The 16,028-nt window shown below is 63.4% G+C and carries 16 protein-coding genes and 1 tRNA gene; 6 read left to right on the top strand and 11 right to left on the bottom strand.

Going from position 1 to position 16,028, the window contains the following annotated elements; translation table 11 throughout:
- Positions 1-58: 58 nt before the first annotated feature.
- Entirely contained in the window at positions 59-1,372 is a 1,314-nt protein-coding gene (locus tag BM059_RS22145; RefSeq protein WP_074941377.1) for an NAD(P)/FAD-dependent oxidoreductase, read from the top strand.
- 95 nt (positions 1,373-1,467) lie between these two features.
- On the opposite strand, the gene BM059_RS22140 is transcribed toward BM059_RS22145, so the two are convergent.
- Positions 1,468-2,109 carry a LysE family translocator gene (locus BM059_RS22140; protein ID WP_074941376.1) on the bottom strand — a complete coding sequence of 214 codons (642 nt, stop codon included), beginning with the start codon at positions 2,107-2,109 and terminating at the stop codon, positions 1,468-1,470.
- Between the two features lie 47 nt (positions 2,110-2,156).
- A complete protein-coding gene (locus BM059_RS22135; RefSeq protein WP_074941375.1) occupies positions 2,157-2,381 on the bottom strand; it encodes a DUF1127 domain-containing protein in 225 nt (74 codons plus the stop codon).
- Positions 2,382-2,564: 183 nt separating this feature from the next.
- Here BM059_RS22135 and BM059_RS22130 point away from each other — a divergent pair, with 183 nt between their 5' ends.
- Positions 2,565-4,019 (top strand): aminotransferase-like domain-containing protein, encoded by a 1,455-nt coding sequence (locus tag BM059_RS22130; RefSeq protein ID WP_074941374.1) that lies wholly within the window; start codon positions 2,565-2,567, stop codon positions 4,017-4,019.
- 6 nt (positions 4,020-4,025) lie between these two features.
- On the opposite strand, the gene BM059_RS22125 is transcribed toward BM059_RS22130, so the two are convergent.
- The 3 genes from BM059_RS22125 to BM059_RS25445 all read right to left on the bottom strand — a co-directional run bounded on the left by BM059_RS22125 (position 4,026) and on the right by BM059_RS25445 (position 7,172).
- Positions 4,026-5,174 (bottom strand): MFS transporter, encoded by a 1,149-nt coding sequence (locus tag BM059_RS22125; protein ID WP_036999877.1) that lies wholly within the window; start codon positions 5,172-5,174, stop codon positions 4,026-4,028.
- Between the two features lie 242 nt (positions 5,175-5,416).
- Complete coding sequence (locus BM059_RS22120) at positions 5,417-6,910, bottom strand: aldehyde dehydrogenase (protein ID WP_074941373.1); 1,494 nt, start codon at positions 6,908-6,910, stop codon at positions 5,417-5,419.
- Between the two features lie 121 nt (positions 6,911-7,031).
- On the bottom strand, positions 7,032-7,172 hold the full coding sequence (locus BM059_RS25445; RefSeq protein WP_167364597.1) for a hypothetical protein: 141 nt from the start codon (positions 7,170-7,172) through the stop codon (positions 7,032-7,034).
- Between BM059_RS25445 and BM059_RS22115 the strand changes: the two genes are divergently transcribed.
- A complete protein-coding gene (locus BM059_RS22115) occupies positions 7,165-7,524 on the top strand; it encodes a cupin domain-containing protein (RefSeq protein ID WP_074941372.1) in 360 nt (119 codons plus the stop codon). The two genes, BM059_RS25445 and BM059_RS22115, sit on opposite strands and share 8 nt — an antisense overlap.
- A 74-nt stretch (positions 7,525-7,598) precedes the next feature.
- On the opposite strand, the gene BM059_RS22110 is transcribed toward BM059_RS22115, so the two are convergent.
- From BM059_RS22110 to gabD, 4 genes are all read right to left on the bottom strand, one after another.
- Positions 7,599-8,768, bottom strand: coding sequence for an MFS transporter (locus BM059_RS22110; RefSeq protein ID WP_074941371.1), 1,170 nt, complete (start codon positions 8,766-8,768; stop codon positions 7,599-7,601).
- Positions 8,765-9,292 carry a TetR/AcrR family transcriptional regulator gene (locus BM059_RS22105; protein ID WP_074941370.1) on the bottom strand — a complete coding sequence of 176 codons (528 nt, stop codon included), beginning with the start codon at positions 9,290-9,292 and terminating at the stop codon, positions 8,765-8,767. The genes BM059_RS22110 and BM059_RS22105 overlap by 4 nt, the downstream gene beginning before the upstream one ends.
- Before the next feature lie 119 nt (positions 9,293-9,411).
- On the bottom strand, positions 9,412-10,692 hold the full coding sequence (gabT, locus tag BM059_RS22100; RefSeq protein ID WP_074941369.1) for a 4-aminobutyrate--2-oxoglutarate transaminase: 1,281 nt from the start codon (positions 10,690-10,692) through the stop codon (positions 9,412-9,414).
- Between the two features lie 157 nt (positions 10,693-10,849).
- Positions 10,850-12,301: an NADP-dependent succinate-semialdehyde dehydrogenase gene (gene gabD / locus BM059_RS22095; protein ID WP_036999883.1), complete on the bottom strand. Its 1,452-nt coding sequence runs from the start codon at positions 12,299-12,301 to the stop codon at positions 10,850-10,852.
- 346 nt (positions 12,302-12,647) lie between these two features.
- Here gabD and BM059_RS22090 point away from each other — a divergent pair.
- A tRNA-Arg gene (locus BM059_RS22090) sits at positions 12,648-12,724 on the top strand.
- Positions 12,725-12,834: 110 nt separating this feature from the next.
- A complete protein-coding gene (locus BM059_RS22085) occupies positions 12,835-13,023 on the top strand; it encodes a hypothetical protein (protein WP_074941368.1) in 189 nt (62 codons plus the stop codon).
- An 11-nt stretch (positions 13,024-13,034) separates the two neighbouring features.
- Here BM059_RS22085 and BM059_RS22080 read toward each other — a convergent pair whose 3' ends face one another.
- The gene (locus BM059_RS22080) at positions 13,035-14,465 is read right to left on the bottom strand and encodes an HD domain-containing phosphohydrolase (protein ID WP_208606122.1); all 1,431 of its coding nucleotides are present in this window, start codon (positions 14,463-14,465) and stop codon (positions 13,035-13,037) included.
- 101 nt (positions 14,466-14,566) lie between these two features.
- Here BM059_RS22080 and BM059_RS22075 point away from each other — a divergent pair, with 101 nt between their 5' ends.
- Entirely contained in the window at positions 14,567-15,337 is a 771-nt protein-coding gene (locus BM059_RS22075) for an alpha/beta fold hydrolase (RefSeq protein WP_074941367.1), read from the top strand.
- Between the two features lie 48 nt (positions 15,338-15,385).
- On the opposite strand, the gene BM059_RS22070 is transcribed toward BM059_RS22075, so the two are convergent.
- Positions 15,386-16,028 (bottom strand): OprD family outer membrane porin (locus BM059_RS22070; RefSeq protein ID WP_139220781.1); only part of this gene is annotated, 643 nt, incomplete at its 5' end.

The following is a 16,028-nucleotide window of genomic DNA, read 5'->3' as shown; positions in this document are numbered from 1 at the left end:
CGGATCCCGCGCTTATGCTGCGTTGAATTTTCCACACAACAAAATCAGGATTTCGCACATGAACGCCCGCGTTCACCAGCCCGTCCACAGCCCGCAGCATGCCGCTTCCTATTACGCCGCCAGCGTCAATCGCCAGCAGGCTTACCCGCCCCTGGGTGGTGAGCTGCAGGTGGACGTGTGCATCGTCGGTGGCGGGTTCAGCGGTCTGAATACCGCCATCGAGCTGGCGCAGAAAGGCCTGTCGGTGGCGCTGCTGGAAGCACGCAAGATCGGCTGGGGCGCCAGTGGCCGCAACGGCGGGCAACTGATTCGCGGTGTCGGCCATGATGTCGAACAGTTCGAGTCGGTGGTCGGTAAAGACGGCGTGCGTCAGTTCAAGCTGATGGGGCTGGAGGCGGTAGAGATCGTGCGCAGCCGCGTCGAGCAGTTCCAGATCGACTGCGACCTGACCTGGGGCTACTGCGACCTGGCCAACAAGCCCGCTCACTATGAAGGCTTCGCCGAAGACAAGGCCGAACTGCAGAGCCTCGGCTATCGCCACGAGATGCGCCTGGTGCCGCCGGAGCGCATCAATGAAGTGGTCGGCTCGGACAATTACTGCGGCGCGATGATCGACATGGGCTCGGGGCATCTGCATCCACTCAACCTGGTCCTCGGTGAAGCCGCCGCCGCCCAGTCGCTGGGCGTGCAGCTGTTCGAAGAGTCGCCGGTGACACGCATCGACTACGGCAACGAGGTGCGCGTGCACACCGCCAACGGCCAGGTCCGCGCCAAGTACCTGGTGCTGGCCTGCAATGCCTATATCAACGGCCTCAACCCGAGCCTGAGCGGCAAGGTGCTACCGGCCGGCAGTTACATCATCGCCACCGAGCAACTCTCCGAAGAACAAGCGCGGCAACTGATCCCGCAGAACATGGCGCTGTGCGACCAGCGCGTGACGGTGGACTACTACCGCCTCTCCGCCGACCGCCGCCTGCTGTTCGGCGGCGCCTGCCACTATTCAGGGCGTGATCCGGCCGATATCGCCGGTTACATGAAACCGAAGATGCTCAAGGTGTTCCCACAACTGGCCGACGTGCGCATCGACTACCAGTGGGGCGGCATGATCGGCATCGGCGCCAACCGCCTGCCACAGATCGGCCGACTCAAGAATCAGCCCAACGTCTTCCATGCCCAGGCTTATGCCGGCCACGGCGTCAACGCCACGCATCTGGCCGGCAAGCTGCTCGCCGAGGCCATCGCTGGCCAGGAAAGCCGCGGTTTCGATCTGTTCGCCCAGGTGCCGCACATGACCTTCCCCGGCGGCAAGCACCTGCGCTCCCCCCTGCTGGCGCTGGGCATGGCCTGGCATCGGTTGAAGGAAGTGCTCTAGCGTTACGCCACGGTTCATTGTCGGCTGGACGGCGTCTCGTAGGGTGCGCCGTGCGCACCCTACCGCGGAGCACCAACCTGTATGCGTGTCGGGCGCTAGGAGGTGACCTTGCGCTGCTCGGATACCAGGCGCAGCGCCAATCCGGCCAGCACGCCGCCCATCACATAACGTTGCGCGGCCAGCCAGCGTGGCCGGCTCACCAACCATGCCGACAGACTGCCGGCGAACAGGGCGATAGCCAGGTTGACCGTGAAACTGACACTGATCTGAGTCAGCCCGAGCAGGATGCTCTGCTGGAATACCGAACCATGCTCGGGCGATACGAACTGCGGGAAGATCGACAGGTAGAACACGGCAATCTTCGGGTTCAGCACATTGGTCAGAAATCCCATCAGCAGCAGCCGCGAGGGTGGATCTGCAGCCAGTTGCCGGGCTTCGAAAGGTGATCGTGCACTGGGCCGGACGGCCTGCCAGGCGAGATAAAGCAGGTAGGCCGCCCCCGCCCATTTGAGCAGGTCATAGGCGACGGGAACCGCCAGAAACAGTGCCGTGATACCCAGCGCCGCGGCCAACATGTGCACGAGAAAACCCAGGATGACGCCCAATAACGAGATCACGCCGGCCTTGCGTCCCTGACAAATGGAGCGCGAGATCAGGTAGATCATGTTGGGCCCCGGCGTCAGCACCATCAGCAACGCCGCCCCAGCGAAGAGCAGCAAGTCGTTCAGCGGAACCATCAGGGTCTCCAAATCTCAATCGCTGCCCATCGACGCTCGGCGCTCATTCATAGCTTCCAGAACGGCAGGCCCGCCTCACGCTCGGCCTGAACGCGGCTGAGGCCAATGTCGCGCAGTTGCTGGTCATTGAGCTTGAGCAACACGCGACGGGTGTTCAGGCGCCGCCAGAAGGCCGGCCAGTCGCGGCCGAAGTAGCGAACCTCGTCCTTGCCGGTGGTAATCCGCACGGCATCGCCCAGTGCGGCAAAATCTGTCTTGCTGAACCCGGTCATGATTGCTCTCCCGTCGGTATCTGTCATGGGAGATCAGGATGCCGACAATAGAAAAGCCATGACAGATTCAAAAAACTCTTATTAACTCCATACAGATTTCGTAGATTTTTCCCTGAATGGGAATTTTCGCACTGATCTGTACTGGTATCAGTCAATACACCCTGCACCAACCGGATGACTGTCATGACGCTCTATCTGAACCTGGCCGAGCTGCTCGGCACCCGTATCGAGCAAGGGCTGTACCGCCCCGGCGACCGCCTGCCTTCGGTACGTAGTCTGAGCCAGGAGCATGGCGTCAGCCTCAGCACGGTGCAGCAGGCCTACCGCCACCTGGAGGATATGGGCCTGGCCTCGCCACGGCCGAAGTCCGGCTACTTCGTCCCACTGGGGCGGCAGATGCCCGCGCTGCCGCAGATCAGCCGCGCCGCGCAGCGACCGGTGGAGGTTTCGCAGTGGGATCACGTGCTGGAACTGATCAGCAGTTCACCGCAGCACGACATGCTGCAGCTCGGTCGTGGTCGCCCGGATATCAGCGGCCCGACCCTCAAGCCGCTGTTGCGCAACCTGTCGCGCCAGGCGCGTCGGCAGGACCCGGACGTGCTGACCTACGGTGGCATTCGCGGTGACATTCGCCTGCGCGAACAGATCGCCCGGCTGATGCTCGACTCCGGCTGCCAGTTGGAGGCCGAAGATCTGGTGGTCACCACCGGTTGCCACGAGGCACTGTCGGCAGCGGTGCGTGCCATCTGCCAGCCCGGCGACATTGTCGCGGTCGACTCACCAAGTTTTCACGGCGTGATGCAGGCACTCAAGGGCTTCGGCATGAAGGCGCTGGAGCTGCCCACCGACCCGCTCACCGGAATCAACCTCGACGCCCTGGAAATGGCCCTGGAGCAATGGCCGATCAAGGCCATCCAGCTCACGCCGAACTGCAACAATCCGCTCGGCTACATCATGCCCGATGTTAACAAGCGCGCCCTGGTAGCTCTGGCGCAGCGCTTCGACGTGGCCATCATCGAGGACGACGTCTACGCCGACCTCGCCTACAGCTACCCACGCCCGCGCAGCATCAAGTCCTTCGACGAGGATGGTCGCGTGCTGTTCTGCAGCTCCTTCTCCAAGACTCTGGCACCGGGCCTGCGCGTCGGCTGGATCGCTCCCGGGCGCTATTTGGAGCAGGTGGTGCACATGAAGTATCTGGGCACCGGCAGCACCGCGCAGCTGCCGCAGCTGGCCATCGCCGAGTACCTCAAGGACGGGCACTACGAACCGCACCTACGGCGGATGCGCGCGCAATACCTGCGTAGCCGTGACCTGATGGTGGATTGGGTCAGCCGTTATTTCCCGGCCGGCACGCGAGTCAGCCGCCCGCAGGGTAGCTTCATGCTCTGGGTGGAGATGCCGCAGGGTTTCGATAGCCTGAAGCTCAATCGCGCCCTGCTGCCGCACAAGATTCAGATCGCGCCGGGCAGCATCTTCTCGGCAGCCGGCAAGTACCGCAACTGCATCCGCCTCAACTACGCCGAACCACCGAGCGAGGTGATCGAGTCGGCGGTGAGGCAGATTGGTGCAACCATTGCCGAGCTGATCGAAGAGGCCGACCTGCAGCACACGCAGGACCTCGGGCAGTGGCGCTGAGGCGGATCAGGAACGCGCCGTTTCCATCTCGCTGAAAGCACCCTGCCGGCTGGCGAGGATGATGAACACGAAGGCACCGGTGGCCATCAGCAGCGGCAGCGCATGGCCGCTCAGCCACTGGCTCACAGCGCCGGTGGTCAGCGGCCCAATCAGACAGCCCAAGCCCCACAGCTGGGCGACATGGGCATTGGCGCGCACCAGCTCGTCGTCGCGGTAACGCTCGCCGATCATGATCAACGACAGGGTGAACAGGCCACCGGCGCTGGCACCGAACGACACCAGCACCGGCCACATCATCGGCGTATGCAGCAGCGGTGGGATCGCCAGACTGGACAGCAGCAGCACGATGCCGCAGCCACGGAACAACAACTGCCGTGACATGCGATCGGCCAGCCAGCCGATGGGCAGTTGCAGCACCGCATCACCGACCACCACCACACTGACCATGAACAGCGCCACCTCTTGCGTGAAGCCCTGACGCAGGCTGTAGATCGGCAGCAGGGTCAGCATCATCGCCTCGAAGGCCGCGAACAGCATCACTGCCCAGGCAATCGCCGGCAGCTTGCGACAGAACACCAGCAGCCCGCGTCCCGAAGCGCTGTGCGCATCCACCCTGGGCGCGCCGGTGCGCCCGAGCAGAATCAGCGAACCACCGATCAGCAGGCATACGCCGGTCCAGAACCCCGCATCGGTGGCCGTACCAAGCGCCGTCAGCAACAATGGTCCGCTGAGTTGGCTGAGGGCATAACCAGTGCCGTACAAGGCCACCAGACGACCGCGCCACTTCTCCACAGCGAGCTGATTGATCCAGCTTTCGCCGAGGATGAACACCACCGTCAGCGCCACGCCGATGAACAGGCGCAGGCCGACCCACACCGCGTAGTTCTGCACCAGCGCCAGCCCTGCCACCGACAACGCGCCCAGCAGCAGACACAATTGCATCAGCCTGGTGGTGCCGAAGCGCGCCGCCAGACGCCCGGCCAGCAAAGCACCGAGCAGCACGCCGACGGCCGGAGTCGCCGCCATCACGCCGATGGCGAAGGAATCGTAGCCCCAGCTTTCCAGGCGCAACGAAACCAGCGGCATGGTCACGCCCAGCGCCAGACCGATGCTGATGACCGCCGAACAGACGGCGAAATAGGTGCCCCAACGCATTGCCGAGTTCCTTCGTTAACGTGTGGCTGCAAAGACAACGGCCGGGTTCCTCGGGAACCCGGCCGCAAGTGGAGTGTTTTAAAACAGATCTTCGCCCGGAACTAACTTCGATAAAGATCTCCTGGGCTAAGGCCAGACAAGGCGCCCCGGAGCTTTCAAGCGCAGCGTACTGCAGTACGTGAGCATTAAAAGCGAGGACGCAACGCCGTATGGCCGACGATCAGGAGATCGCCCCGCTACCCTTACAGTTTGATCCAGGTGGACTTCAGCTCGGTGTACTTGTCGAACGCGTGCAGCGACTTGTCGCGACCGTTACCGGACTGCTTGAAGCCACCGAACGGCGCAGTCATGTCGCCGCCGTCGTACTGGTTGATCCACACGCTGCCGGCGCGCAGCGCCTTGCCCACCAGGTGGGCGCGCGACAGGTTGCTGGTCCATACCGCGGCGGCCAGGCCATAGACGGTGTCGTTGGCGATGGCGATGGCTTCGTCCTGATCGTCGAAACCGATCACCGACAGCACCGGACCGAAGATCTCTTCCTTGGCGATGCGCATGGCGTTGTTCACACCGTCGAAGATGGTCGGTTCGACGTAGGTACCGCCGGTCTCTTCCATCACCCGCTTGCCGCCGGCCACCAGCTTGGCGCCGTCGTCATGACCGGCCTGGATGTAGCCCAGCACGTTGTTCATCTGCGTGGTGTCGACCAACGCGCCGACATTGGTCGCCGGGTCCAGCGGGTTGCCCGGTTTCCAGGCCTTGATCGCCTCAACCACCATGGGTACGAACTTGTCCTTGATCGAGTTTTCCACCAGCAGGCGCGAGCCGGCGGTACAGACTTCGCCCTGGTTGAAGGCGATGGCACTGGCGGCAGACTCGGCAGCAGCCTGCAGGTCCGGCGCGTCGGCGAAGACGATGTTCGGGCTCTTGCCACCGGCCTCCAGCCAGACGCGCTTCATGTTCGACTCGCCGGCGTAGATCATCAGTTGCTTGGCGATCTTGGTCGAACCGGTGAACACCAGAGTGTCGACATCCATGTGCAGGGCCAGGGCCTTGCCGACGGTGTGGCCGAAGCCCGGCAGCACGTTGAACACACCGGCCGGAATACCGGCCTCGATGGCCAGCTGGGCGATGCGGATGCCGGTCAGCGGCGACTTCTCGGATGGCTTGAGGATGACCGAGTTACCGGTGGACAGCGCCGGGCCGAGCTTCCAGCAGGTCATCAGCAGCGGGAAGTTCCACGGCACGATGGCAGCGACCACGCCGACCGGCTCGCGGGTGACCAGGCCCAGCTCATCGTGGGCAGTGGCGGCGACTTCGTCGTAGATCTTGTCGATGGCCTCGCCGCTCCAGCGGATGGCATTGGCGGCGCTGCTCACGTCGATGCTCAGCGAGTCGCTGATCGGTTTGCCCATGTCGAGGGTTTCCAGCAGGGCCAGCTCCTCGCCATGCTCTTCAATCAGTTCAGCGAAACGGATCATCACCTTCTTGCGCTTGGCCGGCGCCAGGCGCGACCAGACGCCGGAGTCGAACGTGGCGCGGGCATCCTTGACCGCCACGTCGGCGTCGGCTTGATCACAACTGGCGACCAGGCCGAGCAAGCGGCCGTCGACCGGGCTGATGCATTCGAAGGTGGCACCGGACTCGGCAGCACGGTACTCACCATGCACGAACGCACGAGTTTCGATGGTCAGGGTCTTGGCACGCTGTTCCCAGTCGGCACGAGTCAGGCTAGTCATTCCGGCATCCTCTCAATAGGTGGAAGCGGCGCCCACGAGGGCACGCACTGTCAATAATTCTGCAAGGCCAGATCGCTGGCCAAATTCTGTTCGCCACACTAAACCAGTGGGCTGTAGCTTTTCAATATTTTTGACACCGGCTGGCAAAAGCCCTTGTCATGTTCGTTTTTTTAAACATAGACTGCTGCCACGACTTTCCCGTGGCGGCCCTGCTGGTCACGCGGTTGCCGCCACCGAAACCACGGAACAGCCAGATGAACATCGAGCAGATCGTCGACTTCGCCCAGGCCGGCACGGCCGCCGAGCACTATCGCCCAGCACCGGAAAAAGTGCTCAAGGGCGACCCCGAGCAAAGCGTGCGCAATCACTACAGCAGCCTGTGCGGCCAGTTCAGCACCGGCATCTGGGAAGGTGCCGTCGGTCAGTGGACCGTGAGCTACACCGAGCATGAATACTGCGAGATTCTTCAGGGCGTGTCGGTGCTGCGCGACGCCGACGGCAATGCCAAGACCGTACGCGCGGGCGACCGCTTCGTGATTCCTGCCGGTTTTTCCGGCACCTGGGAAGTGCTCGAAGCCTGCCGCAAGGTCTACGTGATCTTCGAACCCAAGTAAGTACTGGACTAGGAAGCGCCAGGCAGGTTCCCGCTACACCGAATCCTGTTGTTGCTTGTCACCCTTTGGCCCGCCTATCGCGGGCTTTTTTCTGCGCGGCTGACAGGGTTTGGGCGCGCAGCTTCAGCGACGCTCGAACGCATCGTTCCCGCAGCCAGCGCCAGCAACGCGAATAGGCACAGGGCGTGATCCATACTCAGCTGGCTCATCAGCAAGCCGAAGATAGGCGCCCCCAGCGTCTGACCGATGGCGATGCTGAGAAAGGCGATAGTGAGGCCGGTGGCGGGACGTTCGGGAAATGCCGCCACGCCCCAGACCAGATAGATACCACTCAGGCTGATGTAGGCCGCTCCGAACAGCGCGCCGCCCAGCAGTGTCCATGCAGGCGTGCTGCCCATGCCGACCAGCACGATAGCTGCTGCCAATGCGCCAAGACACAGGCGATTAGCCCAATCCACACCCAACCTGGCGATCAAGCTGCCAGCACCCGCGCCGACGATACCCGTAGCGCCAATCACCACCCAGAGCAAACCTGCCCCGGCGCTCTCCCAACCAAGGCGCTGCGCGACGATCTGGCTACCAAACGACCACAGTGCCGTGCTTGCCGCCCCCATCAGCAGTGAAGCCACGACAAGCCGCTTCAGCGTAACGCTGAACAGCGGCCCGACCTTGGCGACCGGCGCCCGCGAGCTCGCAGTATCGGGTACGCAGAAGCACGCAAACAGTGCCAAGGCGAGTGCCGAGCAGGCGAATACGGCATAGGCCAGGCGCCACTCAGCGCCGAGCAACAGCGCGACAGGACCGCAGAGGATGACCCCGGCACTGGTACCGGCATTGATCAAGGTATTGGTGGCGTCCCGTCGGCACGGCTCTATCACTGCAGCCACTGCGGCGGCCATGGGCGGGGACGCCAAGCCGGTACTCATCCCCGCTACCAGCACTGCGCCGGCCAGCCATACCGCTGACGGCGCCAGGGCGATACCCAGCATTCCCAATGCGGCAACCAGCGCAGCGCACACCGCAACAGCACGGGCGCCGACGCGCTCGGTCAATTGCGCGGCGAGGACAATGGCCAGGCAATAGCCAAGAAAGGAGCCACCGGCGATCAGACCGCCAACGGCATCCGGCAATGCCAGGTCAGCCTCGATCTGCGGCAAGAACAGGCCGAACGCGAAGCGCGCGAAACCGTAGCAGATGGCGATCAGCCCGAAGCCCGTGGCGCCGAGAGAGAAGCCACGGTTCATTGCCGCGCTCGCCCGACCAGCAGGCTCGCGGCCTTGCGGGCGCTTGCGACGGCTTCCATGCCACGGTAGCTGGCTGCAGCCGTAGCCCCCTCAATGAGGATGACAATCTGCTCGACCAGCTCAGCATCGGCGTTCGTCCCGAGCTGACGCGTAAGAATCTGCGCAACCGTCTCAGCGAATCGAGCCTTGTAGGCGAGCACCGCCTCGGTGACCTCCGGCACTGCACTGCAGAGCTCGCCCTGGGCACGTAGAAACAGGCAACCGCGCGCGCCCTCTTCGCACATCCAACCGGCCAGCGCGTCGAACAACGCCTCGACACTGTCGACCTCAAGGCGCTGCAGGAAACGCTGCCCACGGGTCATCAGCACGGCGGCGATCAATTCATTCTTGCTGCCGGCATGCTTGTACAGCGTGCGACTGGAGATCCCGGCAGCCTGCGCCAGGCGATCCATTCCTGTTGAGTTGAAGCCGTGGTTGTCGAACAAACCCTCAGCTACGGAGATGAGTTTTGTATCTATATTCATTGCCGAAAGGTAAAACGATCACTTTACCTAGTCAACTGCCCTGATGGTTCAGGGCAAAAAAAGACCCGCACCAGGGCGGGTCTTTTCATGAGCGCGTAGAAACGCGCTCAGGTTCCAGCTCAGGCCAGCTCGTCGAAGCACTCGGCGACGATGGCGATGCCTTTTTCCAGTTGCGCGTCAGGGATGGTGACGGGCATCAGGAAGCGGATGACGTTGTAGTAGGTACCGCACGACAGCAGGATCAGGCCCTTGTCGCGAGCGCGGGCAACGATCTTGCCGACCAGCTCGGCGGCCGGCTTGCTGTGGTCACCGCCTTCGAACAGCTCGATGGCGACCATCGAACCCAGACCGCGCACGTCACCGATCACCTTGTGCTTCTCGGCGATGGTCTTCAGGCCCGCCTTGAGCTTCTCGCCCACGGCGTTGGAACGCTCCAGCAGCTTCTCTTCGTCGAACACCTTGAGCACGGCAAGGGCCGCGGCGCAGGCGATTGGGCTGCCAGCGTAGGTACCGCCCAGGCCACCGGGGGCGATGGTGTCCATGATCTCGGCCTTGCCGCATACGCCGGAGATCGGGAAGCCGCCGCCAACGGACTTGGCGAAGGTGGTCAGATCCGGCACCACGCCCAGTTGCTCGGTGGCGAAGAAGGTACCGGTACGGCCAGCTCCGGTCTGCACTTCGTCAGCGATCAGGAGGATGCCGTGCTGGTCGCACAGGGCACGCAGGCGCTGCATGAAGGCTGGCGAGTTGACGTAGAAACCGCCTTCGCCCTGTACCGGCTCGATGATGATCGCGGCGATGTCCTGCGGCTGCGCGTCGTTCTTGAAGATGCGCTCGATGCTGGCGATGGACTCATCCTCGCTCACACCATGCAGCGGGCACGGCGCCTGAGCCCGGTACACGCCAGCCGGCATCAGGCCCATACCGGCGGAGTACGGTACGACCTTGCCGGTCAGCGACAGAGTCATCATGGTGCGGCCGTGGTAGGCACCGGTGAAGGCGATCACGCCGGCACGGCCGGTAGCGGCGCGGGCGATCTTCACGGCGTTCTCGACAGCTTCGGAGCCGGAAGTCACCAGCAGGGTCTTCTTGGCGAAGTCGCCCGGCACGCGCTTGGCGATTTCTTCGCACAGCTCGATGTAGGGCTCGTAGGCCAGCACCTGGAAGCAGGTGTGGGTCAGCTTGGTCAGCTGCTCCTGAACGGCAGCGATCACCTTCGGATGCAGGTGACCGGTGTTGAGTACGGCGATACCACCGGCGAAGTCGATGTACTCGCGGCCTTCGACGTCCCACACGGTGGCGTTCTCGGCGCGCTCGGCGACAATCGGGTGGATCTGGCCGACACCGCGCGGTACGGCGGCCTGGCGGCGTTGCAGCAGGGATTCGTTGGTCTTGCTCATGGTGTCCTCATGGTCGCCCCCGGCGGGTGGTCGGCTCAGCATGCGATGATCGACTGAACCGAGCCCGCGAGGGACTCAATAGGGTTACGACTTACAACCGGGGCGCCGCACGCTCTTTCGCACCTTGCCCCGTCTTGGAAATCAGCGGATTTCCGAATCAGATTCCACCGAGGCACATGTACTTGATCTCAAGATAGTCCTCGATCCCGTACTTGGAGCCTTCGCGGCCCAGGCCGGAAGCTTTCACGCCGCCGAACGGCGCAACTTCATTGGAGATCAGGCCGGTGTTGATACCCACCATGCCGTACTCCAGCGCCTCGGCCACGCGGAACACGCGGCCCAGGTCACGGGCATAGAAGTAGGAGGCCAGGCCGAACTCGGTGTCGTTGGCCATGGCGATCACTTCAGCCTCGTCCTTGAAGCGGAACAGCGGCGCCAACGGGCCGAAGGTCTCTTCCTTGGCCACGGCGGCGGTTTTCGGTACGTCGAGCAGAATGGTCGGCTCGAAGAAGGTGCCACCGAGTGCGTGCGGCTTGCCGCCCAGGGCAAGCTTGGCGCCTTTGCCTACGGCGTCTTCGATATGCTCCTGGACCTTGGCCACGGCTTTGCTGTCGATCAGCGGGCCGGTGGTGGTGCCGTCTTCCAGACCGTTACCGATCTTCAGCTTGCCCACGGCAGCAATCAGTTTCTCGGCGAAGGCGTCGTAGACAGCGTCCTGCACATAGATGCGGTTGGCGCACACGCAGGTCTGGCCATTGTTGCGATACTTGGAGATCAGCGCGCCTTCAACGGCAGCATCCAGGTCGGCGTCATCGAAGACAATGAACGGCGCGTTGCCGCCCAGCTCCAGCGACACCTTCTTGATGTCCTGGGCGCATTCGGCCATCAACTGACGACCGATCTCGGTCGAGCCGGTGAAGGACAGCTTGCGCACGATCGGGTTGCTGGTCAGCTCGCCCCCCACTTCACCAGCGCTACCGGTAACCACGCTGAGCACACCTTTCGGGATGCCGGCACGTTCGGCCAGTTCGACCAGCGCCAAGGCGGAGAACGGCGTCTGCGAAGCCGGCTTGATGACCATGGTGCAACCGGCGGCCAGCGCGGGGCCAGCCTTGCGGGTGATCATCGCGGCAGGGAAGTTCCACGGCGTGATGGCCGCGGTAACGCCAATCGGCTGCTTGATCACGATCAGGCGCTTGTCCGGCTGGTGACCGGGGATCACGTCGCCGTAGACGCGCTTGGCTTCTTCGGCGAACCACTCGATGAAGGAGGCCGCGTAGGCGATCTCGCCTTTGGCTTCAGCAAGCGGCTTGCCCTGCTCCAGGGTCATCAGACGGCCCAGGTCATCCTGGTTTTCCATCAGCAGCTCGAACCAGCGACGCAGCTTGTTCGCACGCTCCTTGGCGGTCAGCGCACGCCAGGCCGGCAGCGCCTTCTCGGCGGCTTCGATGGCACGGCGGGTTTCAGCACGGCCCATCTTCGGGACATGGCCGATGATCTCGCCAGTGGCCGGGTTGTTCACGGCAATGGTCTGACCGCTGTCGGCGTCCAACCACTGGCCATCGATATAAGCCTGTTGGCGCAGCAGCTGGGGGTCTTTCAGTTGCATGGCAGTCTCCTTCAGTTCCGGCGCCCGGGCGTCGGCGTAAGTCGTTGGAGTCACGGACAGAACCCGCAGGCTGAACATGAGCCGTGCGGGGCCTGGTAATGGATTCAGAGCCGTTGAACGTGCGAGGGTTCAGAATGACTGAACACGCCGTTTGAAATCTCAAACGAATCCTAGGATCGGCAGGGGTAAAGGGCAATAGGCGGCGGGGGAAAATCCATAAAATAATGGTAAAAACTTCTCCCAGAGCCCTTCTGGCAGCTCGAAAGTGTAAAGTCCGTTCTGAATAATGCACACTCTTGCAGAATAGACGCTAACCGCCGAGATGCGTATGATTGCGCCCCGCAACGCACTCGTAGCTCAGCTGGATAGAGTACTGCCCTCCGAAGGCAGGGGTCGTGGGTTCGAATCCCGCCGAGTGCGCCACTTAAAGAAGCCCGCCAACGTGCGGGCTTCTGCGTTTTTGCCATTCCCTCAACGCTTACTTCGAGCCTCATTACCCCATAGGATGAGCGCCAGGCTACTGGAGGGAATATATGGACATTCTGCTGCTGATCACCGTCGCCTTCGTGGTGCTTTTCATCTATTCCTGGCAACGCTCGCGTCCCAGGCCTCTACCGCGCAAGAGAAAGCACAGCGGCCTGAGCGGGCAGGACTCCAGCCCAGGTTTCGGTGACGGGGGCTTCGACTCAGGCGGCGGGGGCGATGGGGGCGGCGGCGATTGATCCACCTCGCCTCAGATCACTCCCAACGTCAGCGCCTTCAGGGTCGCCGCCGCGCGCGTCGAACAGTGCAGCTTGCGGAACACGCTTTCGACGTGGGTGCGCACTGTGCTCGGGCTGATGCCCAGATCGCGCGCCACTTCCTTGTTGCTCGCCCCGCTGCTGATGCGCTGCAGGATCTGCGTCTCGCGCTCGCTGAGCAGGCCATTGCCAGGCTTGCTGGTGAGCGGCACCTGTTCGCCATGAGCGGCGCTGATCACCGCCTGGCAAGCGCGTGGGTCGAGACGGCCCTGCTCGGCTTCATCGAGCAATACGCGGACCGCCTGCTCGTCATTAAAGGCGGCGCGCCAGGGGCGTTCGCCACGCAGTGCCAGCCAGGCCAGGGCCGCGCTCAGCAGGCGCTGTTCAGCGTTCAGAGAGTCGCCGCTTAACGCGCGGAAATAACCGCTGCCATCCAGCCGCTCGTAGGCGTGCGCGGCCAATTGCCCGGCTTCGCTCAGGCCGCAGATCTGGCCGCAGGCGCGGTGCGTCCAGTACGGTACCAGGCGTACGGATTCGAGATCGCCTTCGAGCAGCGGGCCAGGGGTGCTCCAGATTCGATTGGGTACCGCTGCGCGGCCCATGCCGTGCACCAGCGCGGCCTTGGCCAGCAACTCGATGCGGACGTCGGCAAGCCCCAGGAGCCGACCGGCGTCGCGCACCAGGTTCGACGCCTGCCGCGAATAGCCGGCCAGCCAGGGTAGCTTGAGGTCGATCACGTCGCCCACCAGGGTCAGCGAAACCTGTGGTCCAACGCCAGACAACATGCTCTCAGGCGTACGCAGTGCCTCCAGCCAATCTGCGGCATGGCGGACAAGCAGCTCGGCAAGGCCCGCAGGATAGCGGCGATCGCCCTGCGCACCGATCCACTCCAGCGCCGCCTCCAGCCCGTGCACGCGCGAGAGGATTTCCAGGTCGCCGGCCAGCACCACGTGATAGACCACCTGCGGAATGTCGGGATGGCGCAGGCCCTGCGGCCGGCCGCTGCCGTCGAAGCATTCGAAGATATGCCGCAGCCCCCTCTCGACCTCGGCCTTCAGAGCGAGCGTACGGGCCACCTCACCGGCCACTTCGCAGTGCACCACAGCCAAGGGTGTGGTGCGCAGCATGGCTCGCTGGCCGGCGGCATCAAGGGTGTGCGCAAGCATGTCGCGGCGACCGCCCACATCGTCGCCGAACAGGCGCATGAAACCGTCGGCGTTGGCGGTACAGCCGGACCAACGCAACAGCGCTACCTGCCGAGCGGCGTCTTGCTGCGCCTGATCACCGCCACCGGCCTGCACCATCCACTGTGCTAGGCGCGCAGTACGGCGCGATTGGTCGATGGGTTGGCCCATGCTCAGGTCACCCACCATGGCCAGGGCCAGCATGGCGTCTTCAAGCGCGACGGCGTCATTCACCTGCATGGGCAGCTCTCCAGTATTTTGCCGGCCTCGGATAAACGACCGATACCGGAACACCGGCGCATTATCGACACTGAACTCCCCCAAGCACAGGAGATTCCATCATGTTCAATACCAAGCCGCTGATCCTGGCACTCGCCATTGCCAGCCCCTTCTTCGCCACCAGCAGCCAGGCTGCCGAGGCCAAGCCGTCGGTGGTGATCGTCCACGGCGCCTTCGCCGATGGTTCAGACTGGGCCAAGGTCGTACCGCTGCTGCAGGAAAAAGGCATCAAGGTCACCGTCGTGCAGAACCCGCTGACTTCGTTGGCTGACGACGTGGCCGCCACCCAGCGCGTGCTGAACAATCAGGAAGGAGACGTGGTACTGGTCGGCCACTCCTGGGGCGGTACGGTGATCAGCCAGGCCGGTGCCGACGAGAAAGTGCGCAGCCTGGTCTACGTCGCGGCTTTCGCCCCGAACGCCGGCCAGTCCAGTGGAGAGCTGTATAGCGGCTATCGCACCGCGCCAGGCTCGAGCCAGATCGCAGCCGACAAGAACGGTTTCCTCTACCTGACCCCACAAGGCATGGCCACCGACTTCGCTCAGGACCTGCCAGCCGCGCAGACGGCCGTGATGACCGCCACGCAGGGTCCGATCCGCGCGGCGGCGTTCGATGAGCGTACCAGTGTCGCGGCCTGGAAACAGAAGCCGTCCTGGTACCTCGTCGCCAGCGATGACCGCATGATCGTGCCGGAGATGCAGCGTGACTTCGCCAAGAAGATCGGCGCGCAGACCACTGAGGTCGCTGCCAGCCACGTGCCGCAGCAGTCGCGACCGGGCGATGTGGCCAAGGTGATCATCCAGGCGGTGGAGAAGACGCAGGTAGCGCGTTGAGCGAGGGAATGAGCGCAGGGCGAGCAGCTGCTCGCCCTGCTGCTCGTCTTACAGAATCGACAGCGGATAGTTGATGATCAGACGGTTCTCGTGCAGATCGGCACCCACATCACGACGCAGGTTGGAGTTACGCCAGCGCACGTTGAGGTTCTTCAGCGTGCCTTCCTGGATGGTGTAGGCCAGCTCGGATTCACGGCTCCACTCTTCGGCATCGGTACGGCCGCCAGTGTGGATGTTGGAGCCGCTGACGTAACGGTTCATCAGGGTCAGGCCCGGAATGCCGAGGCCGGCGAAGTTGTAATCATGACGCACCTGCCAGGAGCGCTCTTCCGGAGCGTCGAAGGCATTGGTGAAACCATCGTTGACCAGGGTGCCGCCACTGGCGCCGTCGATACGCATGAACTTGGTATCGCCGCTGAGTTTCTGGTAGGTGACGGTGAAGGTGTTGTTGCCGCGCTTGGCGGACAACGCGCCCTGATACACCTTGTTGTCCAGATCACCGGCCTTGGCCGCGCCTTCTTCCTTGCCGTTGACGTAGCCGAGGTTGGCGCCCAGCACCCAGTCGCCAACCGGTTGGCTGTGGGTCAGTTGCACGTAGCTCTGCTTGTAGACGTCTTCCAGACGCGCGTGCCAGACGCCGACCATGGTGTTGTTGCCGTTGAAGCGGTATTCACCACCGCCGAAGTTGAAG

The organism is Ectopseudomonas composti, assembly GCF_900115475.1.
GTDB classification, from domain to species: domain Bacteria; phylum Pseudomonadota; class Gammaproteobacteria; order Pseudomonadales; family Pseudomonadaceae; genus Aquipseudomonas; species Aquipseudomonas composti.
Note: the sequence above shows the minus strand (reverse complement) of the source record. Positions and strands in the feature narration are given on the sequence as shown.

What these genes read in the sequence shown, in the direction of transcription:
- BM059_RS22145 (WP_074941377.1), top strand. Translation starts at nt 59, where the DNA reads ATGAACGCCCGCGTTCACCAGCCCGTCCACAGCCCGCAGCATGCCGCT.
- BM059_RS22140 (WP_074941376.1), bottom strand. Translation starts at nt 2,109, where the DNA reads ATGGTTCCGCTGAACGACTTGCTGCTCTTCGCTGGGGCGGCGTTGCTG.
- BM059_RS22135 (WP_074941375.1), bottom strand. Translation starts at nt 2,381, where the DNA reads ATGACCGGGTTCAGCAAGACAGATTTTGCCGCACTGGGCGATGCCGTG.
- BM059_RS22130 (WP_074941374.1), top strand. Translation starts at nt 2,565, where the DNA reads ATGACGCTCTATCTGAACCTGGCCGAGCTGCTCGGCACCCGTATCGAG.
- BM059_RS22125 (WP_036999877.1), bottom strand. Translation starts at nt 5,174, where the DNA reads ATGCGTTGGGGCACCTATTTCGCCGTCTGTTCGGCGGTCATCAGCATC.
- BM059_RS22120 (WP_074941373.1), bottom strand. Translation starts at nt 6,910, where the DNA reads ATGACTAGCCTGACTCGTGCCGACTGGGAACAGCGTGCCAAGACCCTG.
- BM059_RS22115 (WP_074941372.1), top strand. Translation starts at nt 7,165, where the DNA reads ATGAACATCGAGCAGATCGTCGACTTCGCCCAGGCCGGCACGGCCGCC.
- BM059_RS25445 (WP_167364597.1), bottom strand. Translation starts at nt 7,172, where the DNA reads ATGTTCATCTGGCTGTTCCGTGGTTTCGGTGGCGGCAACCGCGTGACC.
- BM059_RS22110 (WP_074941371.1), bottom strand. Translation starts at nt 8,768, where the DNA reads ATGAACCGTGGCTTCTCTCTCGGCGCCACGGGCTTCGGGCTGATCGCC.
- BM059_RS22105 (WP_074941370.1), bottom strand. Translation starts at nt 9,292, where the DNA reads ATGAATATAGATACAAAACTCATCTCCGTAGCTGAGGGTTTGTTCGAC.
- gabT (WP_074941369.1), bottom strand. Translation starts at nt 10,692, where the DNA reads ATGAGCAAGACCAACGAATCCCTGCTGCAACGCCGCCAGGCCGCCGTA.
- gabD (WP_036999883.1), bottom strand. Translation starts at nt 12,301, where the DNA reads ATGCAACTGAAAGACCCCCAGCTGCTGCGCCAACAGGCTTATATCGAT.
- BM059_RS22085 (WP_074941368.1), top strand. Translation starts at nt 12,835, where the DNA reads ATGGACATTCTGCTGCTGATCACCGTCGCCTTCGTGGTGCTTTTCATC.
- BM059_RS22080 (WP_208606122.1), bottom strand. Translation starts at nt 14,465, where the DNA reads ATGCAGGTGAATGACGCCGTCGCGCTTGAAGACGCCATGCTGGCCCTG.
- BM059_RS22075 (WP_074941367.1), top strand. Translation starts at nt 14,567, where the DNA reads ATGTTCAATACCAAGCCGCTGATCCTGGCACTCGCCATTGCCAGCCCC.